Source organism: Microbacterium sp. 13-71-7 (assembly GCF_002257455.1).
Lineage (GTDB): Bacteria > Actinomycetota > Actinomycetes > Actinomycetales > Microbacteriaceae > Microbacterium.
In genome coordinates this window covers 25092-34060 of the sequence record NZ_NCKN01000009.1, presented here as the reverse complement: position 1 = coordinate 34060, position 8969 = coordinate 25092, and the positions used below count along the sequence as shown (strand labels likewise).

At 71.6% G+C, this 8969-nt stretch carries 7 protein-coding genes; 3 read left to right on the top strand and 4 right to left on the bottom strand.

Translation table 11 applies throughout. The features are described 5' to 3' along the window. Window positions 1-5 precede the first annotated feature (5 nt). Window positions 6-299: a hypothetical protein gene (locus B7X32_RS01795; RefSeq protein WP_292715154.1), complete on the bottom strand. Its 294-nt coding sequence runs from the start codon at window positions 297-299 to the stop codon at window positions 6-8. Window positions 300-475: 176 nt separating this feature from the next. Between B7X32_RS01795 and B7X32_RS01790 the strand changes: the two genes are divergently transcribed. Next, window positions 476-1546, top strand: coding sequence for an NAD(P)/FAD-dependent oxidoreductase (locus B7X32_RS01790; RefSeq protein ID WP_292715151.1), 1071 nt, complete (start codon window positions 476-478; stop codon window positions 1544-1546). Between the two features lie 15 nt (window positions 1547-1561). Here B7X32_RS01790 and B7X32_RS01785 read toward each other — a convergent pair whose 3' ends face one another. Beyond that, a complete protein-coding gene (locus B7X32_RS01785) occupies window positions 1562-2851 on the bottom strand; it encodes a threonine/serine exporter family protein (protein ID WP_292715148.1) in 1290 nt (429 codons plus the stop codon). Window positions 2852-2968: 117 nt separating this feature from the next. Here B7X32_RS01785 and B7X32_RS01780 point away from each other — a divergent pair, with 117 nt between their 5' ends. Next, entirely contained in the window at window positions 2969-4174 is a 1206-nt protein-coding gene (locus tag B7X32_RS01780) for a glycoside hydrolase family 3 N-terminal domain-containing protein (RefSeq protein WP_292715145.1), read from the top strand. Window positions 4175-4178: 4 nt separating this feature from the next. Here B7X32_RS01780 and B7X32_RS01775 read toward each other — a convergent pair whose 3' ends face one another. Together B7X32_RS01775 and B7X32_RS01770 are read right to left on the bottom strand one after the other, a co-directional pair. Next, window positions 4179-5147, bottom strand: coding sequence for a 3-methyladenine DNA glycosylase (locus tag B7X32_RS01775; RefSeq protein ID WP_292715142.1), 969 nt, complete (start codon window positions 5145-5147; stop codon window positions 4179-4181). Next, complete coding sequence (locus tag B7X32_RS01770; RefSeq protein ID WP_292715140.1) at window positions 5144-6202, bottom strand: phosphatase domain-containing protein; 1059 nt, start codon at window positions 6200-6202, stop codon at window positions 5144-5146. The genes B7X32_RS01775 and B7X32_RS01770 overlap by 4 nt, the downstream gene beginning before the upstream one ends. A 123-nt stretch (window positions 6203-6325) precedes the next feature. Between B7X32_RS01770 and leuS the strand changes: the two genes are divergently transcribed. After that, window positions 6326-8947 (top strand): leucine--tRNA ligase, encoded by a 2622-nt coding sequence (leuS, locus tag B7X32_RS01765; RefSeq protein WP_292715137.1) that lies wholly within the window; start codon window positions 6326-6328, stop codon window positions 8945-8947. The last annotated feature ends 22 nt before the right edge of the window (window positions 8948-8969 follow it).

Sequence of the window (8969 nt, the reverse complement as noted above, 5' to 3'; positions counted from 1 at the left end):
GATCCTCAGCCGCGGGCCTGGGCGGCTCCTTTGCGCAGGACGCGGCGCGGGTGCTCATGCGGGCGGACGTCGTGGGGAGCGCAGTGCGGCATCGCACCTTCTGCGGGAGCCGCGGTGACGGCCGCGGCCGCTGCGGCCTCCTCGGCAGCGGCTGCCGCATCGTCGGCGGCGGCGACGGCCGTGATGACCGCCAGGTTCCAGGCAGCGCTGGGCCGCACCCTTCTCCGGTCGATCGCACGCTCGGCCGACTCCTCCGAAGCGGCGGCGGAATCTTCGTCTGGCGTCTCCGGGTTGCGCATGTCATCCTCACTCCTCGACCGGCTCCTCGCGAGCCGATCGTCCGGACCCGTGACGGGCCCTCGATGTAGAGAGTCGGCAACCCGCCGATAGTGACGCGCCCCTGCGAAGAAAACCGGAGAGGATCCGGAGATCGATGCGGGGGAACAGCGGGCGCGCCCCAGACGTTGCATCGGCCGTGGACATCCTCGACAGCATCGTGATCGGCGCCGGCCAGGCCGGCCTGTCGAGTTCGCACCATCTGCGCCGGCTCGGCATCGCGCACGTGGTCCTCGACGCGGACGACGCGCCAGGGGGAGCATGGCAGCACCGCTGGGACGCGCTCACGATGCAGGACGTGCACGGCGTCGCCGAGCTGCCGGGATCCGTCCCGCCCCCGCGCACCACGGAGCAGGCGAATCGGGCGGTGCCCGCGTACTTCGCCGGCTACGAGCGCACCCATGAGGTGCCCGTGATCCGTCCGGTGCACGTCGACAGGGTGACCGACGACGACGGGATCCTGGTCGTGCACGCGGGGGATCGGAGCTGGCGTTCGCGCACCCTCGTCAACGCCACCGGCACGTGGACGCAGCCGTTCCTGCCGCATTACCCGGGGATGGAGACGTTCCTCGGGGAGCAGTTCCACACCGTCGACTATCCGGGGCCGGAGCACCTGCGCGGCAAGCGCGTGCTCGTGGTCGGCGGCGGGGCATCGGCCGTGCAGTTCCTGGGCGCGCTCGCACCGATCGCCGAGGTCGTATGGGCGACGCGCCGTCCGCCCGTGTGGCGCCACGACGACTTCACCCCGGAGGCCGGAGCCGCCGCCGTGGCGCTCGTCGAGCAGCGCGTCGCGCAGGGCCTCGCCCCGCAGAGCGTGGTCAGCGTGACCGGCCTGATGCTGCGGCCGCAGGAGCAGGAGGCGGCGCGACGGGGCGTCTACGACGCCCGCCGGCCGATGTTCGAGCGCATCGAGCCGGACGGCGTGCGCTGGGCCGACGGCACGTTCGAACCCGTGGACGTGATCCTGTGGGCCACGGGGTTCCGTCCCGCGATCGGGCATCTCGCCCCGCTGCACCTGCGCAGCGAGCACGGCGGGATCCAGCTCGACCGCAACGGTCGGGGCACGACGGCCGTCAAGGATCCGCGGATCCAGCTCGTGGGCTACGGCCCCTCGGCGAGCACGATCGGCGCGAACAGGGCCGGCCGCACCGCCGCGCGCGGAGTGCAGCGGTATCTCGCCCTGACGCCGGCCCCGGTCGACGTGGCCTGACGGAGCCGGCCGGGTTCAGCGGATGATGCGGATCGATCCGGTCGCGGTGGACGCCGAGACGGGGCGGGTGATCCGCAGCACATCCGCGATCAGTGCGCCGACCTTCGTCCCGATGCACAGGCTGATGAAGATCATCGGGGCGCCGGCGAGGGCCGCGGCGTCGAAGGACGCGAGCGCGACGAGCCCGACCGTGCCGGGGACGAGCAGCAGGAAGGCCGGCTGGAACGATACCGTCGCGGGGACGGCGAGCGTCATCCGCTCCAGCACACGCGCGGCGAGGAATAGCAGCCCGGCGGTGATCCCGGTCGCGACGGTGCTGCCGGTGTACGGGCTCAGCAGCATGAGCGCCGCGTAGGTGCAGAGCATCACGATCACCGTCGCGATCGTGAGGCGGAAGCCGGATCCGAAGCTCAGCCCGATGCCGATCGCGAGCACCACGACGCCGATCCAGCTCCAGGCCAGCGGAGGGACCGCCTCCCATCCGCCATGGCCCGTGACGAGCGAGGTCTCCCCGACGAGGGCGGCGGAACGCGGATCCACGCGCAGCCCGGTCGCTGCCGCGCCGGTGAAGATCCCCGCCGCCATGAACGTGAGCATGATCAGGCCGTAGACCAGCCGCGATGCCCCGGTGACGATGTCGGCCGCGGTGAGCTCGAGGAGCGCGTTCGTGATGAGGGCGCCGGGGACGAGGAGCGCGACGGGCGCGCAGACCGCGAAGAGCGGCACCGCGCCCAGATCCAGGCGATCGGCGACCACGCCGACGACGAGGGTGGAGATCAGCGATGCGACGAACGGGACCACCGCGGCGGCGGCGCGGATCCGCTCCGTCGCCAGCACGATCGCGGCGACGAGCCCGCCGACCAGCAGTGCGAGCACGATCGCCCACCACGGGCAGCGGAACAGCACGGCGAGTCCCGCGGCGAGGAGCGCGCCGCCGAGCGCGGTCTGCAGGACCGGGTGCTTCCGCTCCAGCCCGCGGATGTGCGAGATGTGCGCGGGCACCTGGTCCAGCGTGACGCGTCCCGCCTCGAGCCGCCGTGCGAGACGCGACGCATGGGCGGTCTGGCGGAACGTCAGACCGATCCCTCCGCCGGCAGAGATCGTGGTCGCCCCTGGGACGCCTGGGCGGCTCACGAAGACATGCTCCGGGAGCACGGCGAACGAGAGGTCGGTGCCGGGTGCGGTCGCGTCGCGGGCGCGCTCGAGCGTGCCGCGCACGTCGGTCACGGACACGCCGGAATCGAGCAGCAGCGCGCCGAGATCGCCGAGAGCGACGTCGGGGGAGACGGGGTCGGAAGGGGACATCACCTGAAATCGTAGAACGTGCGGCTTCGCGCCCGCGCACGCCCCGCTCGGCAGGCAGCACCGATCCGCACCGCCGGGCCCCGGAGACCCCCAGCCGCGGCGACCTAGGCTGGAGGCATGCGGGTGTTCACGAGGCGAGCCCACGAGTCGCACGCGGCCGGCAGGCGTGCCGGCGCCGTCGTCCTGCTGATCTCGACCCTGCTCGCGGCATCCGCCTGTGCGCCGAATCCCTCGTCCGCGGGCGGATCAGGCGCGGCTGCGCCCACCGCGCACGCGCGGACCGCGAGTCCCACACCGACATCGCCTGCGCGCTCCCGCGTGCCGGACGTCATGGCGCGGCTGGATCTCGCGCAGCAGGCGTCCGCCGTGGTGATGGGCAACACGCCCGGCGCGGATCCCGCCGGGATGCGCGCGATGATGAGCCGCGGATTCGGCGGCTTCATCCTGATGGGATCCAACGTGCCCGCCACCCCGGGCGATCTACAGGCGATGGCCTCGGCGCTCACGATCGATCCCGCTCTGCCGCCTCTCATCGCGACGGACGAGGAGGGCGGCGACGTGGTGCGCCTGCCCTGGGACGATCAGCCGGGTGCGGACGTGCTCAAGGCGCAGTCCCCTGGAGCCGCCAGGGCGGCGTTCGCCCGGCGCGGCATGCTGCTCGCGCAATCGGGCGTGACGGTCAACTTCGGCGTCGTCGCGGACGTGGCGTCCTCACCGGACTCCTTCATCTACGACCGCTCGTTCGGCACGGATCCGGGTGCCGCGGCCGAGCGCGTCGACGCGGCGGTGCGTGGTGAGGCGTCCTGGGTGTCCACGACCCTCAAGCACTTCCCGGGGCACGGGGCCGCCGAGGGCGACTCGCACCACATGATCCCGAGCACGGCGATGGATCTGGAGACCTGGCGCGCACAGGTGGCGCCGCCGTTCCTGGCGGGCATCAGGGCGGGTGCTCCGATCGTGATGATGGGGCATCTCGCGTACACGGCCGTCGATGCGCAGCCGGCGTCCCTGTCGCCGCGCTGGCATCGGATCCTGCGCGACGACCTCGGCTTCCGCGGCGTCATCGTGACCGACGACCTCGACATGCTGGTCGACTCCGGGGATCCCGCCTATGCGGACGAGGTGGCCGACGCCGTGCAGGCGGTCGCCGCGGGGAGCGATCTCGTGCTCGCCCTCGACGGTGCGGGGCCCGACACCGCGCAGAAGATCGCAGACGGGCTCGTCGCCGCGGTCCGCAGCGGCGCACTTCCCGCCGATCGGCTCCGCGAGGCGGCATCCAGGGTGGTCGCGCTCCGACTCGACATCGCCGCCCGTCATCACTGAGCGGTCACGGCTCCGGTCGTCGGTCCGCCGCGCCCTGCCAGGCCTCGAGGATCCGGGCGCGCAGGATGTTGCCGCGTTCGGCGAACTCGCGCTGACGACGCACGTACTCCGCCTTGCCCTCCGCGGTCTCGATCCGCACCGGGACGACACCCCAGTCGGAGAGATCGTAGGGTGCTGCCTCCATGTCCAGGATGCGGATGTCGCGGGCCAGCTCGAACGCGTCCAGCAGGATCTCGCCCGGGACGAGCGGACCGAGCTTCATCGCCCACTTGTACACGTCCATGCCCGCGTGCAGGCAGCCCGGCTGCTCGAGGAGGGGCTGCGTCTCGCGGGTCGGGACGAGCCGGTTGCGGGGCACCGCCTCCGGAGTGAAGAAGCGGAAGGCGTCGATGTGCGTGCAGCGCAGCTCGCCCTGCTCCACGACCGCGTCGGTGCCGGCCTGGCCCAGCCGCAGCGGCACCGCGTGCCGATGCTCCGGCGTCCGGTACACCATCGCCCACTCATGGAGTCCGAAGCAGCCGAACTGCCCGGGACGCGCGGCGGTGCGCGCGAGCATCGCGTGCACGAGGCGCGCCAGCTCCGGCTTGTCGGAGGCGAAGGCGTCCGCGTCGGGCATGACGGCATCGGATCCGGATCCGGAGGCCCCGGAGTCGGGATCGGGCGCGGGGGAGTACCAGCGCCAGCCCGCCCGCTCCGGCGCGTCCTCGAGCGCCACGCCCGCTCCGGGATGCCAGCGGCGCAGCTGGCCCGGTTTGTAGCCGTAGTACGTGAAGAGGAAGTCGTGGACGGGGTGCTTCTCGCGGCGCGCCTGGCGGGCGCGGTGCTCCGCGGTCAGCCTGTCCGCGCGCTCCTCGTGCGCCGCCGCGCGCGCGGACCACGTCGCGCGATCCAGGCGCGTGCGAGGGGTCGCGGTCGCGGCAGCTCCCGGCGCCGCAGCGGGAGCAGAGGCCGGCGTACCGGCGGGGATGCTCATGGCTCCGAGCGCACGACGCCCGCGTCGATGAGTTCGTCGAGGATGCCGGCGCCGTCCTCCGCGCTGACCCACGGCGCGAGATCCTCATCGCGCGCCTCGCTCTCGGCGCCGTCGCCGTCGGCGCGGGCCGAAGCCCGGCGGCCGGCGAGCACGCCCTCGGCGGGGAGCAGCCGACGGATCGCGACGGCGGCCACGTTCTCGGGGTGATCGATGAGGAACTGCCCGTAGATGGCCTCGTCGTGCTGGCCGTCGTCGCCGATCAGCAGCCACTGCATGTGCGGGAACTCCTCCGCGAGGCGGGAGAGGTTCTGCAGCTTGTGCTCGCGTCCGCTGCGGAACCAGCGCTCGTGCGTGGGACCCCAGTCGGTGAGCAGCATGGATCCGGCCGGGAAGAGGTGCCGGGACAGGAAGCGGTTCAGGGTCGGAGCCACGTTCCAGGCGCCCGTGGAGAGGTAGATCATCGGCGAGCCGGGGTTGTCGCGCATGAGCCGTTCGAGCAGCACCGCCATGCCGGGGACCGGGGTGCGGGCGTGCTCGTCGACGACGAAGGAGTTCCACGCGGCGATCAGCGGCCGCGGCAGGGCCGTCACCATGACCGTGTCGTCGACGTCGGAGATGACGCCGAAGCGGACGTCGTCGGCGACCACGAACACCCGTGCGGGGATCGGGTCCTGCCCCTCGACGGACATCGACACCTGCTGCCAGCCCGGTGCGAGGTCCGCGTCGATGCGGCAGTCGACCACGCCGCCGCGGTCCGCCGCGACCTCGTGCGCGCGGCCCCCGACGGTGATCGTGACGGTCGCGAAGCTCACCGGGATGCCGACGAAGCTGCGCCAGCCCCGGACGCTCGCGTCCTTGCCTCCGCGACGGGTCTTCGGCAGGATCAGGACGCGGCCGACGACGCGGATCCAGCCCGGTCCGCCGTAGCCGGGGAAGGGCACGATGCTCGCGGTGCGGCCTCGTTTGCGGGCGCGCCGCTCGCGCCACGCGTGGAAGCGGTGCTCCAGGCGGGCGAACCAGTGGATCCGCTCCGGTCGGGCTGAGGACGAGGGCATAGCGCCTCTAGTCTTTCACGTCCGCGGCCGGACGCAGGCTCCGGGGCGGAACGCCGGCCCGCGCGGGCTGGGATAATCTGGAGGTTGCCCTGTTCGGGGCATTCTTTTCCCCTGCCGCAGAGAATGGTCGTCGCGTTGTCTGAGAACCCGTCCCACGCCGCATCCCCGTCGAATGACGACGAGTCGCTGTCGGCGCACGAGCTTCAGGCACGCCAGGCCCAGCGGCTTCAGGACAAGTGGCAGAGGTACTGGGCCGAGAACGAGACGTTCAAGGCCGGCGGCACCGAGGACGTCCGTCCCCGCAAGTACGTGCTGGCGATGTTCCCGTACCCCTCGGGCGACCTGCACATGGGGCACGCCGAGAACTACCTCTACTCCGACATCGTGGCGCGCTTCTGGCGTCACCGTGGGCACAACGTGCTGAACCCGATCGGCTGGGACTCCTTCGGGCTGCCCGCCGAGAACGCGGCCATCCGTCGCGGAGCGGATCCGCGCGAGTGGACCTACCAGAACATCGCCCAGCAGAAGGCGGGCTTCCAGGCGTACGGGGTCTCCTTCGACTGGAGCCGCGTGCTGCACACCTCCGACGAGGAGTACTACCGCTGGAACCAGTGGCTGTTCCTGAAGCTGTACGAGCGGGGCCTGGCCTACCGCAAGAAGAGCCCGGTGAACTGGTGCCCGAACGACCAGACGGTGCTCGCGAACGAGCAGGTCGTCGATGGTCGCTGCGAGCGCTGCGGCGCCGAGGTCGTCAAGAAGAACCTGACGCAGTGGTACTTCCGGATCACCGACTACGCGGACCGCCTGCTGGACGACCTGAACCAGCTCGAGGGCTTCTGGCCGCACAAGGTGCTGCAGATGCAGCGCAACTGGATCGGCCGCTCGATCGGCGCCGACGTGGACTTCGCGATCGAGGGCCGTGAGGGCGTCGTGACCGTGTTCTCCACCCGCCCCGACACCCTGCACGGTGCGACCTTCATGGTCGTCGCGCCCGACTCCGACCTCGCGTCCGAGCTGGCCGCCGGGTCGTCCGAGGACGTGCGGATGCGCTTCCAGGACTACCTGACCCAGGTGCAGAAGACGAGCGAGATCGACCGTCAGTCCGCGGATCGCCCGAAGACCGGCGTGTTCCTGGACCGCTTCGCGATCAACCCCGTGAACGGCGAGCGGCTGCCGATCTGGGCCGCCGACTACGTGCTGGCCGACTACGGCCACGGCGCGGTCATGGCCGTGCCCGCCCACGACCAGCGCGACCTCGATTTCGCCCGCGCGTTCGATCTGCCCGTGAAGGTCGTGGTCGACACGACCGCGCCGATCACCGGCGCGCTGCCCGTGATCGAGGTCGACGAGGACGGCGTCCCGATCGAGCCCCTGGAGTCGCTGGACGACCAGCACCCGGCGAAGACCGGCATCGCCCTGACCGGCGACGGCCGCATGATCAACTCCGGCGAGCTGAACGGACTCTCCAAGCGCAACGCGATCGCCCGCGCGATCGAGCAGCTGGAGGCCGCCGGCACCGGCCGCGCCGCGAAGAACTACCGTCTGCGCGACTGGCTGATCTCGCGCCAGCGGTTCTGGGGCACCCCCATCCCGATGCTGCACACGCAGGACGGCGAGATCGTGCCCGTGCCGGAGGAGCAGCTGCCCGTGCGCCTGCCGAGCATCGAGGGTCTCGACCTGTCGCCGAAGGGATCCTCGCCGCTGGGCGCGGCGACCAGCTGGGTGCAGACGACCGTTCCCGGCACCGGCGAGCCGGCGCTGCGGGATCCGGACACCATGGACACCTTCGTGGACAGCTCCTGGTACTACCTGCGCTTCCTCTCGCCGAACAGCGACACCGTGGCCTTCGACGTGGACGAGGCCCGCCGCTGGGCGCCCATCGACTCCTACATCGGCGGCGTCGAGCACGCGATCCTGCACCTGCTGTACGCGCGGTTCATCACCAAGGTGCTGTTCGACATGGGCCTGATCGACTTCACCGAGCCGTTCTCCAGCCTCATCAACCAGGGCATGGTGATCCTCGACGGCGCGAAGATGTCGAAGAGCAAGGGCAACCTGGTGCTCTTCCAGGAGGAGCTCGACGCCTACGGCGCCGACGCACTGCGCGTCGCCCTGGCGTTCGCGGGACCCGTGGAGGACGACAAGGACTGGAAGGACGTCTCGACGACGGGGGCCCAGAAGTTCCTGGCGCGTGCGCTGCGTGCGGCGCAGGACGTCTCGAGCTCCGTCGACGTCGTCTTCGACGGAGGGGATGCGGCGCTGCGCCGGGTCACCCACCACCTGCTGGCCGACGCACCCGCGCTCGTCGAGCAGACCAAGTTCAACGTGCTGGTCGCGCGCCTGATGGAGCTGGTGAACGCGATCCGCAAGACGATCGACGCCGGATCCGGCCCTGCCGACCCCGCCGTGCGCGAGGCTGCGGAGACCGTCGCCGTCATGCTGGACCTCGTCGCTCCGCACACGGCGGAGGAGATGTGGGAGATCCTCGGCCACGAGCCGTCCGTGGGACTCGTCACCTGGCGCCAGGCCGACCCGCTGCTGCTCGTCGAGGACTCCGCGACCTGCGCCGTGCAGGTCAACGGCAAGGTTCGCACGACGCTCGAGGTGCCCGCCAAGATCGGCGACGCCGACCTGGAGGCGCTGGCCCGCGCGGACGAGAAGGTGCAGCGGGCGCTCGACGGCAAGGAGATCGTGCGCGTCATCGTGCGGGCTCCGAAGATCGTGAACTTCGCCGTCAAGGGCTGAGATCCATTGCGCTCCGGGGGGA